We start from the raw sequence: 15491 nt of genomic DNA, 5'->3' as shown, positions 1-15491 counted from the left end.
GGCCGGCTGGCGCTGCATGATACTGGTAGTCCGCGCAGGTTGAGGCGTCGCTGTATTTCCTCAGTGCGAACTGTGATCGCTCTCACGGCATTGTGTGGACAACTCCCGGCGCGGATGATCCGTCCATAGTGTGATTACGTTTTGTGCCGGACTCTATGCTCGGCTGGACGACGGGAGGTTCCGTGGAGCACGGGCGTAGGTCTCGGCCGATCCGTCGCCCGGCGCGACCAGTGGCATCACATTCTCATCGATCGCGGATAGCGCCGGTGCGTCGGGCTCGCCGCAGCCATCCGGGTGTGCTCGCCCGGCGGGTGGTCGTGGGCGTGGTGTCCGCGCTCGTGCTGGTCGGTACGGGGATTGCCTCGACGATGATGCACGGTCTGTTTGACGGACTGAATACTTCCGACGCGCTCAGCGCCGACGCGCCACGTTCGCCGGGTGGGAGTATGAACGTGCTGCTCATCGGGCTGGACTCACGCAAGGACCAGGATGGCAACCAGCTACCGAAGGAAATCCTGGACCAGTTGCACGCCGGGGACGGTACCCAAGGCGGCTACAACACCAACACACTGATCCTGATGCACCTACCTGGCGATGGCGGCAAGGTGTCGGCGGTGTCGATTCCGCGCGACGACTACGTTGCGGTGTCGGGCATTCCCGGGTACACCCACGCGAAGATCAAGGAAGCTTACGGGCTCGCGAAATTCTACGCCGAGCGGGATCTGGCCGGGAAGGGCGTCACCGCCAAGGCCGAGCTGGAGCACCGCGGCCGGGAGGCTGGGCGAAAGAAGACCATCGAGACAGTGCGGAACTTCCTGCAGGTACCCATCGACCGGTTCGCAGAGATCAATCTGGCAGGCTTCTACGACCTGGCCACCGCGCTCGGTGGAGTCGAGGTGTGCCTGAACCATCCGGTGAAGGACAGCTACTCAGGTGCGGACTTCCCCGCCGGGCGACAGACTCTTAACGGGTCGCAGGCGCTGGCGTTCGTCCGGCAACGGCATGGTCTGGACAACGGCGATCTCGATCGGACCCGCCGCCAACAGGCGTTCATCGCGTCGGCCGGGCACAAGCTGCGCAGCGCGGGAACCTTCACCGACCTAAGCAGGCTCCAAGACCTGATCGATACGGCGAAGAAGGACGTCGTGATCTCGTCCGGCTGGGACATCCTGTCGTTCGCGCAACGGGCGCAGGCTCTCACCGGCGGAAACATGGACTTCACCACCCTGCCGATCGCCGGATATCAGAAGGTCAACGGCCAGGAGGTCAACAAGGTCGACGTCGAGCAGGTCCGGGCTGCTGTGCGGACCGCGTTCGATTTCGCGCCCCCGCCACGGGAACCCTCGCGAATCCAGGCGTCGGCCACCCTCGATGTCCGCAACGCCACCGGCACCAACCGGCTGGCCGCGACAGTAGCGCAGGCGCTGGCACCCTATGGATTCCGCACCGGCGAACTCGGCGTTACCACTGCGTCCGCTTCCTCGATCGCCTACGGGCCCGGCGCGAAGGCCGCCGCCGCCGCCGCGGCTTCCGAGCTACTGGGCAATGTGCCGGTCACGGCCGACCCTCGCGTTCCGAAGGGAAACGTCCAGGTCACCCTGGGCACCGGATTTACCCTTCCACCCTCACTCGGTCCCCACGGCGCCGACACCCCACCTGGCACACCCGCGGCCCCTGCACGGTCGTTCGCACCTACCCCGCCCGCGCCCAGCCCTCAGGTAGGTGTCATCGACGGCGGCGGCATCCCCTGCGTGAACTGACCAATGGCGTCCGGCCGAATACCGGGTTCCTCGGGTCTGTCAACCGAACGGTGTAACTCGGGGTTGAAGGAAATTTATTGCCTTCGGCGGCGAGGCGGCCGTCGAAGGCGATCTCGAACGCGTTCAAGGCGGGTTTCCAGCGCATGGTCTAACGTTTGCGGCCGGTGCCGGTCGGGTCGAGGCTCATGATCGCCATGTAGACGCACTTGAGCGCAGCTTGCTCGTTCGGGAAGTGGCCGCGGGCCTTCACGGCACGGCGGATGCGGGCGTTGAGGCTCTCGAGGGCCATGGTAGAGCAGATCACCCGGCGGAACTCCGGATCGAACGCGAGGAAAGACACGAACTCGGCCCAGGCGTTGTCCCACAACCGAACGATGGCCGGGTATAGCTGGCGCACCACGTCTTTGCGAACTCAGCGAACGGCTCGCGCGCGGCGGTCTCGGTTGGCGCGGGTGTAGACCGGCTTGGGGGCCTCGGCGATCGCGTCCAGTGCCAGGCACCCGGCATAGCGGAAACTGTTGCGCAGCAGGTGAACAACATAGGTCTGGGTGATCGCCTGCGGCCGAACCGTGGTGATCGCATCCGGCAGTCCGGTAAGACCGTCGCAGACGAGCATGAGCACGTCGGCCACGCTCCGGTTCTTCAACTCGGTGAGCACATGCAGCCAGTACTTGGCACCCTCGCCTCCGTCGCCCGCCCACAACCCGAGAATGTCGCGGCAGCCCTCGCAGGTCATCGCCAACGCGACGTAGATCGGCCGGTTGGCGACCTGCCCGTCGCGGATCTTCACGTGGATCGCGTCAATGAAGATCACCGGATACACCGAGTCCAGTGGCCGGTTCGGCGACTCGACCGTGCCCTCGACGACCCTGTCAGTAATGGTGGAGATCGTCTGCCGCGACACCATGAATCTCCGCCAGGTGCACGGAGATCTCACCGGTCGTCAATCCCTTGGCAGCCAGAGAAAACGCCATCTCATCGACCCGGTCAGACGTTTCTGCCGCTTCGCGACCATCTTCGGCTCAAAGCTTGCGTCCCGGTCATGGGCACGTCGACCTGCACCGGGCCCACGTCGGTCAGCACAGTCTTGGAGCGGGTGCCGTGGCACAAGCTGCCGGTCCCGCGGCCGGCTGGGTCGTGCTTGTCGCAGCCCAAGTGATCAATGATCTCGCCGTCCAGCGTGGACTCCAGCAACCGGTTGGTCATCTGCAGCAACACATCGCCTCGCCAGTCAGCTTCAAACCACCAACCTTGGCGTGGCGTACAAACTGCTCGACGAGCTGGTCGTCCAGGCCATCCACACCCGTCTGGACTTTGAGTCCTCAGCGTTCTTCACGCCGGACATCATGTCGGCCATCAGGTGCACTTCCATGATCGGGAGCTACACCGAGCGTTTCACAGTCCCAGTTCGCCTCAGTGGCATCCGGGTCGAACGACAGTCGTTCCCCCGGAGCGAGCGGTGCCTCGATGCCACGTGCGCGGGCCATGCCGGACGCAGCCGTGGCCGAACTAGCGGGTACGTACGGCTCAGCACGCTGATCATCGAGCAGATACCGGCCGACCGCAGTTGTCGGATCGAGGGAGCGCAGGTCCTGCAGCGGTTCGCGAAGCTTCTGGAGTTCGGGTTCGAGCTCGGCTCGCATTGTGTCCTGAGCGTCGGCGGCCAACTGTCGTGCCTTGTGGACAGCCTGGGGCAGCCTTCGTACGGCTTCAGGCAGTCGTTCGGGACCGAGGATGAACAGTCCGGCGACCAACAAGATGAACAGGTGCTCCAGACTGATGCCGAACACGTCCGTTCTCCCTTCCGTCATGTCGTTGCTGTCATGCTGGACCGGTGCAGGGCAGGCACGATGGAAGGCGACGACCATGAGGCTTTCACCCGCAGCACAAAGCCCGACACCGAGGATCGGTCCTTATTGGACATCCTGTGCAAGAGTGAGACAAGGGGAGTGCGCCTTGTGCTAGAATGGCAGTTCGGAGAGTGGGTAGCCTCGAGCCTGGTGTTGTCGATGACGGAAGAGTGACCAGGCCCAGATGTGTACGGCGGTGTCGGTGACACGCAGTATGAGTTCGGTGAGCAAGCGTCGAATCTCCGGTCGCGTGGATGACTCGGAGGCCGTGTCGTGGCTTGACCGCGCCGAGCCGGTCCCGGATCCCGGCGACATCGGTCGAGTCTCACGCGCCTACGGTCGCGGTCTTCTTTCGGGTCGCATGCGCGGACAGCGAGCCGTCATGGGCGGTCCGTCGAGGATCAATAGGTTCGCCACGTTGAGCCTACGTGGTGGAGGACCAGCCGAGGTTGCGCAGTCAGTCGTCCACGTCCCCGCCCTCGTCCTCCCGTGTGTCCATGGCTGCGACGGGATCCATGATGGCAAACCTTGTTCCAAGGGGGTCTGAGAGAACGGCGACGCGGCCTAGGGGAGAGCCGTACGGCCTGAACCGAAGACGACCTCCGTGAGAGCGCGCGACTCGGATGGTTTCAGTGAAGGTGCGGTCTGACGGGATGCCGAAATGCGTGATCCAGCGAGGCCGGACCTGTCGTGGTGTGTTTGGTTCCATTCCTACGGTCGCGAAAACCGAGTTTTCTGAGGCGTAGAAAACACGGTACTTGATTTGGTTGCCGTAGTCGAACTGCTTCTGTGTGAACTCGAAGAGGCTGCCGAGGAACCGGTTCGCGTGATGTGGCTGGCGTGTGACGTACTCCGCCCACAGCAAGGAAGACGGTTCACCGGCCTGGAAATCCCAGTCGGTACTCGGCTCGCAAACACCCACTGACGCGGCGTTAGGTGCATCGACTAGTGACTTGCTGCCGACGCCTGGGACTATATGCTCTCTTTCAGTGATCTGTGCGCCGAGTTGGCCGGCCGTGGTGAGAGTTGAAGTCATGTCCGGCGTCGAGAAGTATACGTTCCAGTGGATGGCAAGGGCTGGGTGGCGGCGTAGTCCGGCGACGGGAACGCCGTTGGCTATTGCTGTCACGTATTCTGCGCTGTAGTTGTCGTAGTGAAGTTTGTACTGCCAACCGAATATCGCGTGATAGAACCGCATTGTGGCCGTCAGGTCGCTCGTCGAAATCTCGACCCAACACGGAGTTCCCAGCGGAAAAGGTGTTCGCATTGGTAGTCGCAACCTCTCTAGGCGTTCCCAGGCAGGTGTCGGTCGAGGCAGAAGACCCTGCGCTCCCAGTCCTATGGCGCCGGCAAGTGGCGGCAGCCCTCCACTGTGGTGTGTCGGTCTGCTGCCCAATGTGGTCTTCGGGGATAGTCGGTGCTACCCCCGAACTGGCGGTTGTCACCCCGCCTACTGGCTGGATTCGGCGATTCGCCGACGCTGCAAAAGGGACCCGGGTTTCTGGACCGAGGGTCCCTCCCCTCGTTGATGGCACGGCACCCTCGGGCCTACGCTCGTTGAACCGGCATGGATTGGGGGCCGCTTCCTTGTGTGAGGATGATGGCCACTATGCCTAAGCGCTACCCGCCCGAGGTTCGGGAGAAGGCTGTCCGTCTGGCCCTGGATCGCCTGGACGAGTACGGACCCGCCTCCGCCACTGCGCACGCCATCGGGCCGATGGTTGACATGCATCCGGAAACATTGCGCGTGTGGAGCGTCAAGGCCGAGCAGGACACGCCACCCGTCGCGGCGGCAGGTGGGCTGGCTGCGTTAGGGGAACAAAGAACTGTAGTAGGCCAACGAAATCCTGAAACTGGCGTCGGCTTTTCGCGCGGGAACTCGGCCCACCATACCCCTGATCGTCGGATTCATCGACGAGTATCGCCAGGTCTACGGTGTCGAGTCGATCTGCCGTGTGCTCTGCGCGGGAACCAGATCGAACCCAGAACCTATCGCAAAGGCTCGCCGCCGACCGCCGTCGGAGCGGGCTATCGCCGACGCTTACCTGACCGACGCCCTGCAGGATACGCAGGACACGCCCGAGGCGGTCTACGGTCGACGGAAAATAACCCGCTGGCTGGCGCCGCCAAGGCCACGAGGTGGCGTTCTGCACCGTCGATCGCAACGTGCGAGATCTGAGCCTATGTGGCGTGATGCGGGGGCCGTCCACCGCGACCATGATCCGCGCCAAAGAGGGTGTGCGAGCTGGTGACCGGCTCAACCGGGACTTCAACGCCGATGGCCCGAACCTGGCGTGGGTGGCGGACTTCACTTACGTGCCGACACACACCGGATGGGCTTATGCCGCGTTTGTACTCGATGTCTACTCCCGCGCCATCGTCGGATGGACTGCGGCCACCACGAAGACGACCGCTCTGGTGTCCAAGGCGCTGAACATGGCGCCCTGGCGGCGCGATCACCACGGACATCCCGTCGAGCCAGGGTTGATCCACCACAGAGATGCCGGAAGCCAGTACACCCAGTTGTCATCACTGAATCCCTTGCACTCCAAGGGCTTTCGGTGTCCATCGGATCAATTGGCGACGCGCACGACAACGCACTGCGGAGTCGATCATCGGATTGTTCAAGACCGAACTGGTCAACCGGCACGGCCCGTTCACCACCCTGCCCGAGGCCGAGTACGCGGTGATGGGATGGGCCGACTGGTACAACAACGACCGCCTACATTCCCACCTGGACTATCTCGCCCTGGTCGAATACAAGAACACCCACTACGTTCAACAACCGCCACGCCGCCCGGCGTTGGTCTGACACCAAAGCCGCTCCCTTAGCCGTGACGGTTCAGGGTGCCCGGAGCCATCTCATGCTAGAAGGTGATTTGGTAAGACAAGATGTCACGGACGAGGGTCCCAAGGTTTTCGGTCTCAGTCTTGGTCCTGATCCTATCTCGATGAACATCGACGGTCTTGACGCTCGTGCCGAGGCATCGCGCGATTCGTTGGCGCGGGAGCCCATCGATGATGAGCCGGAGAACTTCACGCTCCCGTGCGGTCAGGGAGCTCAATTGTTCCCGTACAAGTCTGCGCTTGACGCACGAGGCGAAGATCTGCGGCGCCGCGGCGATCTGTGCTTGGACGACCTCCAGCATGCCTTGCGGGTCGTACGGCTTCTCCAAGAAGTCCACTGCGCCGGCTCGCATTGCGCGCACTGACATCGGAACGTTCCCGTGCGCAGAGCAGAAAATGATCGGGGCGGGGTACTCACGCTCCAACAATCGCTCCTGGAGCTGGAAACCGCTGAGCCCAGGTATGCGTACGTCGACGATCACGACCGCCGGCTCGGCGGGGTCGAACTCGGTGAGAAAGCTCATAGCGTCTGGATAGGTCAACGCGATAAGCCCAACGCTGCGCAGAAGCAACACGAGCGACCGCAGCACGTCCTCGTCATCGTCGATGATGTGGACGACGGCGTTCGATGCGGGTGGGACGTGTCTGTTCATGGCTGTTTCTCGACATCGGGTCCGGGCACAGCTAGTGGAGTTACGACTTCATTGAAACAGGGATGGGCGGAACCTTACGGCGAAGGAACCTTGCAGAGCCATTGGCATCGGAGCCTGAGGCCTGCTCGCGGGCGCCGACAACGAAGTGTGAACAGTTGAGCGTGCCGACAGCCTCGCGTGCCGCGCGGCCCAGGGGCTGCCCGACCACAACGAAGTCATCCCCCGGTGCCCGGCGATCGCTCATCCTGGCAGTCCTCCTCGTCTGCAGCACCTAGGGCCGATCCCGACGATCGTGGATACGACCGATTCGGCGCCACGAGTCGGTCCGCTCAGCGGTCCCGCCATCCATCGCGGAGTTTGTCGGGACGGTGTGGGACGTGGCATGGCGTACGGGTTTGGCCGTGCCGATGACCACGTAGGCGTCGGGTCGGCGCTGACGCAGCCACAAGGCCCTCGCGGCTCCCAGGGCGAATACCACGAGGTAGCTGATGCGCACGATGTTCGGAACGCCCGACTCCTCGGGGACACCCAACAGAATGCCGAGGTTGGCCAGAACCGTGCTGACCAGCCCTCCGAGCAGGACAGTAGAGGCTAGAGCCGCAGCGACGATCCAACCACTCGATGAGGCTTCATGATCGCTGGGTCGAAGAAAAATGATCACCGTGGACAGCGCGGACATCGCTAGCAGGAGAAGGATTCCGACGGCGCCAGCGCTGCCGCCGATGTAGAAAAGAACCTGTACAGGGTCAGCACTGAACGCGGATACGACCGTGATGGCGACGAGTGCTAGAACAGTTTGGGACACGGAAGCGACGATCGGGGTGCCGTAGCCGCGACTTTGCTTGCCGAGGGCGGCAGGAGCGGTGCGGTTGCGGCCGAGGAAGTATGCGTATCGAGATGTCGCGCCGTGGAATGGTATCGCCCCGGCCAAAAGGCTGGTGGCATAGATGATCTGTACGATGATTGCGGGGATGGTTCCGAGGTTGCTCTGTGCGGTAGCAACGAATAGCCCGCTCGGGTCTGATCTCGCGGCGTCGGTCACACCCTCTGGGCCAAGAGTGATAGTAAGGCCTGCGGAGCAGAATACGTAGAGCAGGGTGAGGATCGTGATGACGGAGAGGGTGGCACGGGCGACACCGTGATATCCCCATCGGGCATCCTGCGTGTGCACGACAGTCAGTTCGGCTCCGACGTAACCGAGCATTCCGAGCGCGAGACGAGCGATGGTGACCGCGACCGCGCCCATTAGTAGCCGTGGGTCCAGAGAGCTGAGTTCCTGGTGACCAGGCGTGGGATTGAACCAGTTGGCGATAGTAACGGCGATGATCACCAGGAGTTCGCATGACACGAGAATCACGACCACACGTGTGCTGGCCGCGATATTCGCGAGCCCTGAAGCGCCGACGAGAAGGACGGTGACGACGGCGATCAGTTGCCACGGGATTTCAACAGCGAACAGGTCCGATAGTAGTGGGGTTACGATGCTGCCGATCACTCCGTATAGACCGATCGTCAGCGCCGTGTAGGTGACGATTGCGATCCATCCCGCTCCGACGCCTGCCGGGCGACCGAGGCCGCGGCTGACAAGGCTGTAGAACCCGCCGCTGGCGTCCGCCGGCGGGAGCCGCCGGGATGCCGCGAGGTAACTGACCGAAAACAAACCGAACACGAATGCGATCGCCACAAAGAGGATAGGGAAGGCATTACCGCCGGTCGCGGCGATCCCCGACGGGATGACTCCGCCGACTATGGCCATCGGCGTTGTGGCGGCAATGGCCCGGGTGGTAATGGACCAGTCGGATAATTTGGCTGCTGCCAGCGCCGTGTCCACTCGGGACTTGGCGGGAGCAGCCGGGGAAAGGTGCGGCCTGCTGTGCATGACGTGCTCCGGGACAAAGATGAGGCGCGGTGTCTCAGCCGTATCGCAGCCGGACAGACGAGTCAGAGCTGGGTGGACAGCCGAGTCAGGGACCGGTCGAGTGCGGCGAACAAAGCCGTCATGTCTGTGGGCAACAGCGTGGCGGCCAGGCGGTCGATAGCAGTGGTGGGAAGCCCGATCTCCTCTTCCAAGACCAGCGCTTCCAGAGCGCGCCATAGAAGCGCCGCGGCCAATGGTAGTGTTGAATCCATTGTGGACGCCGTGATCAGAAACCGGCGGGCCCAGTCGGTGGGTTGCATTCCGGTCAAGGTGACGGTGGGTGCTCGTCGCGGCCAGCGGGCCTTTTCGGTGTGGGCGTCGCCGGCGGCGACCAGCCGCTGCCACACGAGCGCGGTCGCGCGCCCCTGCAAAGCCAGGTAGTCCAGCCATTTGTCCGCCGGATGCGGAACTGGTTCCCGTCGCATGTCCAGGAGAATCTCATTCACAGCCGTGTCGCGGCCGGGAGTATGGCCACGAGGGTAGACAAGTCCATCTGGCGTGATCCGGAGTTGCTCTGCCTCGACCAGTTCGGCAAGCAACATGCAGCTGAGCACGCGGGCGATCCGGCCCGGGTCATGGACGGCTGACCGGAACATGTCCCGGCAGTAGGTGGCGGTGAGAACCATATCCGCCAGGTTCTGCGAGGTGGCATGGCGCGCCAGGGATTGTCGTGACTGGGCACGCAAGGACGTCCGCGTCCCGGGTGCTGCAGGTGGTGGGGGGGAGGGGGCGACATAGGGACGTCGTACCAGCGGTGGGAGAGTGCTTCGGGCTCTGCCGGTCGTCGGGTCTGGGGCCGGGGTCATCGGATCGTCCTTCGCGGGGAATTCTTTGCGTACGGGTGTGCGGCGACTGTGTCGCTACGTGTCTGCCGGTGCTCGCACGATGTCGGATCGCACCTTCGGAAACGAACCCTTGATTGCCGGGCACGGCCTGAGCTGAGATCTCGAGCTGGTCGCCGTGGAGTCGTTGACCACGAATACTGTGTCGGTGCCGGGCTGGGTGCCACTCCGCACAAAGGCCTTCTCCGCTGCGATGTGCCCTGCGACGTTACTGCGCACGAACCGACCCCGCTGCGGCAGCATGGCGTGTTGATATCGCATCAAGGCCCGCTTCTTCCGCAGGGCTGGGGCCTACCAGAGGCCGCCTCGTCGAACGGATCAACAACTGGCGGACCTCCTTGTCTGGTTGCCCGCCGAGAGTAGGTGCGGCCTTGTCCGAAAGGTAATCAGAAATTTCCCTATATGGATAGGGGTTTTTCTGAGGGTTCATTTGAGCATTACCACAGTCTCGTCAGCTACGGTGCGGCCCACCGCCGTCAAAGGTGGGTACCACGGCCACGATGGCACGTCGCTATCGGAGCGTTCATCGGCGGCGCTCGTGGCCAACCTGCAGCCACTGGACTGACCTCGACAGCGCTGGTTGTGACAGGATTTACTGCGATGATCGTCGGGCGAGCACTGGTGTTCGCGGCAATCTGGCTTGGACCGCCGTTGGGGCTGTAGTCACCGGGATGATCGTGTTCGCACTAGCATGCGACCGGCATTGATGAGCATGTGGATGAACGCTGTGGACGAAGGAGCAGGAACTGCGGCCGCGGTCAAGGGGTGCCGCTCAGTACGTGCTCGGCGCTGGTGCCGCGATCGCGGTGCCGTGACGGCTGGGATGCTGGCGGAGTAGGCGGCAGTCTTGGTTGTCCGCGTCGTATTCGCTCTTGTATTCATCAAGCTACGGACAAAGGTCTCGTTCACTGCGCCGCTACTGGAGATGGCGAGCTGGCGTTGATCGCCAAGCGAGTAAATTCCTGATCCCTCGGTGGTGCGGTCGTTTACGGTGACCGCACCACCGAGTGCAGCATCGGCACGCAGATTCTGGGATCCTACTGTTGCATGCTTGGTCGCACCGCCCACGCTGCCCGGCAAGTCGATGGTGCTAATGCTTGCAGAACGTGTACGACACGGTGACGCCGATCCAGTTGAGGCGCAACGGGCGATTCCGTCGTTGGTCCGGGGTACGTTGCGGTTGGTTCGGTGGGTGGTGGTTTCGGTCGACTGGACGTCCACGATCCGTGTCTTGGTCGCTCAGTTTGGGGGAAGCCGAGGTCAGCGGCTGGTGATGGTCTTGGTGCGAGTGAAGGAGTGCATCCCGTCAGATCCGTAGGCATGGGTTTCGCCGATCAGAGATGCATCCAGCCTCCGAACGAGTAGAACGATCGGCGTTTCGGAGATGACCGCCTGACGACGTGTCGAGACGCTGCGTCGCGAAGGCAAGTTGACCATCCGGGCTGTCATCGACCCTCAGCACGTCGGCTTCCGGGCGAAGCCGTGCTCTGGATCAAGGCTTCTCCTGGCAACGTCGACGAGATCGGTGAATCGCTCATCTGTCACTCCAGCGTGCGATACGCCGTCGCCATCATGGGCGAGTACCAGCTCATCGCCGATGTGATCGTCTCGAGCAGGACAGGGCTACACGAATTCGTCACCCGGTCGCAGGCTCTTCTCAAAGCGACCGCGGTTGACACCACGCTCGTGATCACCGCTATGAAACGCAGCGGTGTACTGGCTCAGGAGCTTCACGCCGCTCGATAACCTCCAGACTGAATCGGAGCCGTCCGCGGCATCGCGTCGCCGGCAGCGGCGGGTTCGCGGTCGTGGCCACCCCGCCGTAGGCCGCCGTGCTCCCGCTCGGAACGTGCCGGGTGCCGGCGCACTGGCACGTTCGACACTGTCGGCGACGTCCATTGCTCGTCGACGGAATCCCTGCTGTGACCAGAACACCGCCCATTCGCTCGCCCACGCCGGGCTCGTCGTCCCGGCCCAGCTCGCGCCCGTCGGTCGACGGGTCCCCGCACGTCTCTCGCCTGACGGCGGGAACGCGATGACAACGGTGGCCGCCGCTGCCTGACCGTGGTCCGGCAGCGGCGGCGATGACGGTGTCTCGATGTGTGACCTTGGAATACACCCTGGTCGGAACGGCTCAGAAGCCCCGGCTGATCCAGTTGTGGAGATCCGGCGCCTCTCTCCCGATCGAGGTCTGTTCGCCATGCCCGGTGCAGACGGTGGTCTCGGGCGGCAATACGAGCAGGCCGCTCCGGATCGATTCGATGATAACGCCGAAGTCCGAATAGGACCGTCCGGTGGCCCCGGGCCCTCCGTGGAAGAGAGTGTCGCCCGAAAACACGGTCCTGAGTTCGGGAGCGTGCAGGCAGACCGAGCCGGGCGAATGTCCCGGTGTGACCAGCACTCGCAGGTCGACGCCACCCGCAGAAAGCACGTCTCGGTGGTGAAGTTCGCGGTCCGGCAGGCGATCTGGGTGGGTCAGTTTCCAAAGCGGGGCTTCGTCGGGGTGGACCAGGATCGGAGCACCGAAAGTGTCCGCGAGCGCCGGCGCTTGGTTGATGTGGTCATCGTGCGCATGTGTGCAGACAATCGCCACCACTCGGCGGTCTGCGACCTGCTTGGCGACCGCCGCGGCGTCGTGCGCGGGATCGATGAGCAGTACCTCGCGTTCGTCGCCCACGAGCCAAACGTTGTTCTCCACCTCCCAGGTTCCGCCGTCCAACGAGAAGGTGCCGGCAGTGAGCAGTTGCTCGATCGGGCTCACAGGACCACCACCGACCGCAGCACGCCCCCGGCGCGCATCCTGGCGAAGGCGGCTTCGACGTCATCGAGCGCGACCTCCTCCGTGACGAACCGATCCAGTGGCAGTAAGCCCCGCAGGTAGAGGTCGATCAGGGCAGGGAAGTCGCGCGAGGGTAGGCAATCGCCGTACCAGGAGGACTTCAGCGCTCCGCCGCGGGAGAAGTACTCGTGGAACGGCAGGTCCGGTGCTGTCATCTCGGGCGTTGGCACGCCGACCAGAACCACGGTGCCGGCCAGATCGCGGGCACGGAATGCCTGCTTCCAGGTCTCCGGGCGGCCGACCGCGTCGATCACCACGTCGGCGCCGTAACCGCCGGTGTAGCGCCGGATAGCTTCGACTGGGTCTAGCTCGCGTGCGTCTACGACATGCGTGGCGCCGAACTCCTTGACCTTCTTGAGCTGGCGCCAGTCACGGTCTACGGCGACGATGGTGCTCGCCCCCGCCAGCCGTGCGCCGGCGATCGCTGCCGCGCCGACGCCTCCGCAGCCGATGACCGCGACCGTGTCCCCGCGACTGACCTGACCGGTGTTGACTGCGGCTCCGATCCCAGCCATCACCCCGCACCCGAGTAACCCGGCGACCTGCGGCCGGGCCCGGCGATCGACCTTGGTGCACTGCCCTGCGGCGACCAGCGTCTTCTCGGCGAAGGCGCCGATGCCCAGCGCTGGGCTCAACTCCTCTCCCGAAAGCAACGTCATCTTCTGGGTGGCATTGTGGGTGTCGAAGCAGTATTGCGGCTTGCCCTTGCGGCAGGCGCGGCAGTGTCCGCACACCGCCCGCCAGTTGAGGATGACGTAGTCACCCGGCTCCACGTCGCTGACCCCGTCACCAACAGACTCTACGATCCCCGCAGCCTCGTGCCCGAGGAGGAACGGGAACTCGCTGTTGATCCCGCCCTCCCGATAGTGCAGATCGGTGTGGCACACCCCGCATGCCTGAATCCGCACCACGGCCTCTCCTGGCCCCGGGTCCGGGATGACGATGGTCTCGACGCTGACCGGCTTACCCTTGGCCGATGCGACGACTCCGCGCACCTTCTGCGACATGGTGCCTCTCCTGTACATGTAGTCCGGACCGCCTGAATCAGCCGGAGATCGCGCCCGCCCGCCCAGACCCGGACGTCACCGAGGCATGCCCACAGGTCACCGGCACGTCGGGATCAGCGGATCGGCATCGACGATGCACCGCAACCGGAACGAGAGGAAGCAGCCGGTCCGCTGGGTGAACTGCGCTACCTTGAACTGGACATACTGATTATCCAAGTGGATAATCAGTGGTCTGGTTCACACCGTTGTGAGGAGGCTCGATGGCGTCGCAGATGACAGTGGGGCAGCATGAGGAAGCGGCCAGTCCTAGTTCGGTTCTCGGTAAGGTGCAGCTCCTCCTGAACGCCTTCGAATCCGGCGCTTACCAGCTGAAGCTGACCGAGCTCAGCCGACGTTCCGGAGTGTCGAAAGCCTCGGTGTACCGCCTCGCGCAGGAGATGGTGCAGTGGGGCCTGCTGGACCGGTGCGGTGACGCGTATCAACTCGGCCTGCGGATCTTCGAACTCGGCCAGCGGGTGCCTGCCTCGGCGGTGCTGCGGGGAATCGCCCGTCCGGTGCTCACCGACCTGTTTACTGCTACCCGGGCAACGATCCACCTTGCGGTACTGGACGGCGGTCATGTGCTGTACCTGGAGAAGATCGCCGGTGAAGCCAGCATCCATGGACACTCCTGGGTTGGCGGGAGGCTGCCAGCTACCTGTACAGCGACGGGAAAGGTGCTTCTCGCGACGAGTCCTGAGGGGGACGCTCAACGAACACGATTGGCCAAGACCCCGCTGACCCGTTTCACCACCCGGACGGTGGCTTCTCTTGAAGAGCTCGATCAGCAGTTGTGCACTATCCGGGCACGCGGATACGCTCTCGAGGTCGAGGAGACGAGGCCCGGGTTTAGCAGCCTTGCAGTCCCCGTGGCCAGCGTGGATGGAGTGGTTTACGCCGCAGTGTCGGCGACCGAGTCCGTGCGGCGGCTGAGTGTGCGCCATCTACTGCCGGAACTGCGCGCTACCGCCGCGGCCATCGCGCGTGCTGTCGGTCGAGAAGTGCTTACCGGTTCGGCGGTTGCCGGGAGCCCGGATACTACATGGATCGGTTCGCGAGCAGGCCGAGCAGCTCCCGCAGCCGCGCCAGGATCGCCTCCGTACGCTCCGGCGAGTCGTACAACGCGTGCTGCAGGATGAGGCTATCGAGCACAGAGAGAATTAGTGTGGCCCACTCGCCGCCGGGGTCATCAATTCCGACATTGCGGAGTGTGCGAGCGACTTCGCTGATGTACCTGCCATAAATGTCGAACGCCGCTTGCTTGTCCCCGCCGCGGATGGCGTTGAGTATCAAGTCGTACTGCAACAGTTGCAGCGTCATGTCCGAGCCTAGGGCTTCAACGGTGCCCCTGGCAAAGTCGTCAACGGTGGCGACAGCGAGATTGGCCGCGCTGATATCTTGATTCGCCGCCTGACGCAACGCTTCGGCGAGCATTGCGTCGCGGGTACCGAAATAGTGTCGGACGAGGCCGTGGGCGACCTTCGCCCGGGCAGCGACAGATCGGTAGGTGACCATATGCTGGCCCTCGCGCCCGGCAATTTCGATCACCGCCTGAAGTAGACGCTCACGGGTCGACATTTGGTCTGGCTGAGGTGTGTTCACCCGTCCCCCTTTGTTGTCAAGCAACACGTCCCACTGAAGCATAGCTGGCAAGCACAGGGAAGGGACCAAGGATGGCCAACTGGTCTGCTGACCGAAACACACGTAGCTCGGCAATCCGCTAACAGCAGGCCTTC

Annotated in this window: 13 protein-coding genes and 2 pseudogenes; 6 read left to right on the top strand and 9 right to left on the bottom strand. The window is 63.6% G+C overall.

The window, feature by feature from the left end; all coding sequences use genetic code 11:
* Positions 1–296 precede the first annotated feature (296 nt).
* Positions 297–1760, top strand: coding sequence for an LCP family protein (locus tag ACXIZN_RS25375; protein ID WP_457957244.1), 1464 nt, complete (start codon positions 297–299; stop codon positions 1758–1760).
* Between the two features lie 148 nt (positions 1761–1908).
* Here ACXIZN_RS25375 and ACXIZN_RS25370 read toward each other — a convergent pair.
* Both ACXIZN_RS25370 and ACXIZN_RS25365 read right to left on the bottom strand, forming a co-directional pair.
* Positions 1909–2667 (bottom strand): annotated as a pseudogene (locus ACXIZN_RS25370) (IS256 family transposase).
* 80 nt (positions 2668–2747) lie between these two features.
* Positions 2748–2966 carry a hypothetical protein gene (locus tag ACXIZN_RS25365; RefSeq protein ID WP_457957243.1) on the bottom strand — a complete coding sequence of 73 codons (219 nt, stop codon included), beginning with the start codon at positions 2964–2966 and terminating at the stop codon, positions 2748–2750.
* A 50-nt stretch (positions 2967–3016) separates the two neighbouring features.
* Here ACXIZN_RS25365 and ACXIZN_RS25360 point away from each other — a divergent pair, with 50 nt between their 5' ends.
* On the top strand, positions 3017–3784 hold the full coding sequence (locus ACXIZN_RS25360; RefSeq protein WP_457957242.1) for a hypothetical protein: 768 nt from the start codon (positions 3017–3019) through the stop codon (positions 3782–3784).
* 283 nt (positions 3785–4067) lie between these two features.
* On the opposite strand, the gene ACXIZN_RS25355 is transcribed toward ACXIZN_RS25360, so the two are convergent.
* Positions 4068–4877 (bottom strand): VOC family protein, encoded by an 810-nt coding sequence (locus tag ACXIZN_RS25355; protein WP_457957241.1) that lies wholly within the window; start codon positions 4875–4877, stop codon positions 4068–4070.
* A gap of 926 nt (positions 4878–5803) precedes the next feature.
* On the opposite strand from ACXIZN_RS25355, the pseudogene ACXIZN_RS25350 reads away from it, so the two are divergent.
* Together ACXIZN_RS25350 and ACXIZN_RS25345 are read left to right on the top strand one after the other, a co-directional pair.
* Positions 5804–6157, top strand: a pseudogene (locus ACXIZN_RS25350) (DDE-type integrase/transposase/recombinase); the annotation flags it as partial.
* The gene (locus tag ACXIZN_RS25345; protein WP_457960595.1) at positions 6147–6422 is read left to right on the top strand and encodes an integrase core domain-containing protein; all 276 of its coding nucleotides are present in this window, start codon (positions 6147–6149) and stop codon (positions 6420–6422) included. The pseudogene ACXIZN_RS25350 and the gene ACXIZN_RS25345, both read left to right, overlap by 11 nt.
* A gap of 55 nt (positions 6423–6477) precedes the next feature.
* Here ACXIZN_RS25345 and ACXIZN_RS25340 read toward each other — a convergent pair whose 3' ends face one another.
* The 3 genes from ACXIZN_RS25340 to ACXIZN_RS25330 form a co-directional block, all read right to left on the bottom strand.
* On the bottom strand, positions 6478–7110 hold the full coding sequence (locus tag ACXIZN_RS25340) for a response regulator transcription factor (protein ID WP_457957240.1): 633 nt from the start codon (positions 7108–7110) through the stop codon (positions 6478–6480).
* 271 nt (positions 7111–7381) lie between these two features.
* Positions 7382–8989: an APC family permease gene (locus tag ACXIZN_RS25335; protein ID WP_457957239.1), complete on the bottom strand. Its 1608-nt coding sequence runs from the start codon at positions 8987–8989 to the stop codon at positions 7382–7384.
* A 62-nt stretch (positions 8990–9051) separates the two neighbouring features.
* Complete coding sequence (locus tag ACXIZN_RS25330; protein WP_457957238.1) at positions 9052–9654, bottom strand: GPP34 family phosphoprotein; 603 nt, start codon at positions 9652–9654, stop codon at positions 9052–9054.
* 1698 nt (positions 9655–11352) lie between these two features.
* Between ACXIZN_RS25330 and ACXIZN_RS25325 the strand changes: the two genes are divergently transcribed.
* On the top strand, positions 11353–11616 hold the full coding sequence (locus tag ACXIZN_RS25325; RefSeq protein ID WP_457957237.1) for an Lrp/AsnC ligand binding domain-containing protein: 264 nt from the start codon (positions 11353–11355) through the stop codon (positions 11614–11616).
* A gap of 388 nt (positions 11617–12004) precedes the next feature.
* Here the strand turns inward: ACXIZN_RS25325 and ACXIZN_RS25320 are convergent, their stop codons facing one another.
* Together ACXIZN_RS25320 and ACXIZN_RS25315 are read right to left on the bottom strand one after the other, a co-directional pair.
* Entirely contained in the window at positions 12005–12631 is a 627-nt protein-coding gene (locus tag ACXIZN_RS25320) for an MBL fold metallo-hydrolase (protein ID WP_457957236.1), read from the bottom strand.
* The gene (locus ACXIZN_RS25315) at positions 12628–13716 is read right to left on the bottom strand and encodes an S-(hydroxymethyl)mycothiol dehydrogenase (protein ID WP_457957235.1); all 1089 of its coding nucleotides are present in this window, start codon (positions 13714–13716) and stop codon (positions 12628–12630) included. The genes ACXIZN_RS25320 and ACXIZN_RS25315 overlap by 4 nt, the downstream gene beginning before the upstream one ends.
* A 260-nt stretch (positions 13717–13976) precedes the next feature.
* Between ACXIZN_RS25315 and ACXIZN_RS25310 the strand changes: the two genes are divergently transcribed.
* The gene (locus ACXIZN_RS25310) at positions 13977–14894 is read left to right on the top strand and encodes an IclR family transcriptional regulator (protein WP_457957234.1); all 918 of its coding nucleotides are present in this window, start codon (positions 13977–13979) and stop codon (positions 14892–14894) included.
* On the opposite strand, the gene ACXIZN_RS25305 is transcribed toward ACXIZN_RS25310, so the two are convergent.
* The gene (locus ACXIZN_RS25305) at positions 14794–15357 is read right to left on the bottom strand and encodes a TetR/AcrR family transcriptional regulator (RefSeq protein WP_457957233.1); all 564 of its coding nucleotides are present in this window, start codon (positions 15355–15357) and stop codon (positions 14794–14796) included. The two genes, ACXIZN_RS25310 and ACXIZN_RS25305, sit on opposite strands and share 101 nt — an antisense overlap.
* Positions 15358–15491: the final 134 nt, after the last annotated feature.

The sequence above is a fragment of the Amycolatopsis sp. TRM77291 genome, assembly GCF_054166285.1.
This window is presented reverse-complemented; position numbering and strand designations above follow the sequence as displayed.

Bases quoted from the DNA above. Each gene is read 5' to 3' on its own strand.
- ACXIZN_RS25340 (WP_457957240.1), bottom strand. From the start codon at position 7,110: ATGAACAGACACGTCCCACCCGCATCGAACGCCGTCGTCCACATCATC.
- ACXIZN_RS25310 (WP_457957234.1), top strand. From the start codon at position 13,977: ATGGCGTCGCAGATGACAGTGGGGCAGCATGAGGAAGCGGCCAGTCCT.
- ACXIZN_RS25365 (WP_457957243.1), bottom strand. From the start codon at position 2,966: ATGACCAACCGGTTGCTGGAGTCCACGCTGGACGGCGAGATCATTGAT.
- ACXIZN_RS25315 (WP_457957235.1), bottom strand. From the start codon at position 13,716: ATGTCGCAGAAGGTGCGCGGAGTCGTCGCATCGGCCAAGGGTAAGCCG.
- ACXIZN_RS25355 (WP_457957241.1), bottom strand. From the start codon at position 4,877: ATGCGAACACCTTTTCCGCTGGGAACTCCGTGTTGGGTCGAGATTTCG.
- ACXIZN_RS25335 (WP_457957239.1), bottom strand. From the start codon at position 8,989: ATGCACAGCAGGCCGCACCTTTCCCCGGCTGCTCCCGCCAAGTCCCGA.
- ACXIZN_RS25330 (WP_457957238.1), bottom strand. From the start codon at position 9,654: ATGGTTCTCACCGCCACCTACTGCCGGGACATGTTCCGGTCAGCCGTC.